Below are 529 nucleotides of genomic sequence, written 5' to 3'. Positions count from 1 at the left end.
CCGTTGGTAGTATTTCAGAAAAGGCTTCTAATACTAATGGGGCTCACCATACGTCTAAGGCAGCAATCTGGGACAAAAGCGGTTTGATATCTCAAGTTCCTTGGCCGAGTACCAATTGGAAAGATGGGGAACGTTTGGCTCAAGGAAGCATGCGAGATTTTGTTGTCGATGGAACCACCATTTATGGTGTGGGATACAATACTTACTCAAAAAATGATAACTATCTAAACGCGACTGTGTTTGTTGGAACTTTGGAGTCAGAAAGTTCTTTAAGCAATATTAGTACCTGGCAAAACAAGGTAGTGGTAGGGGCGCGGCAACGAGAAGGAGATGACACTGTTCATTCGAACTCTCGTTTGACAAATGTAAACAAAAATTTCGTTGCTATTGGTGAGGCCAAACGTTCAGGTGCGTACCCTATGCCGACCGGCTCCACTCCAAATCGTTTGTTTATTGTTGATGATGTTCGCTCTGCATCTCTGAGTGCTATTTACCCAACGACGGGCATCTTCTTCAACGGTGCGGGCGG

Annotated in this window: 1 pseudogene; it reads left to right on the top strand. The window is 45.0% G+C overall.

Features of this window, described 5'->3' with window-relative positions:
• Positions 1 to 529: pseudogene (locus R7P74_RS29030) on the top strand (DUF3466 family protein); the annotation flags it as partial.

It is taken from the genome of Vibrio sp. 2033, from assembly GCF_033339735.1.
Note: the sequence above shows the minus strand (reverse complement) of the source record. Positions and strands in the feature narration are given on the sequence as shown.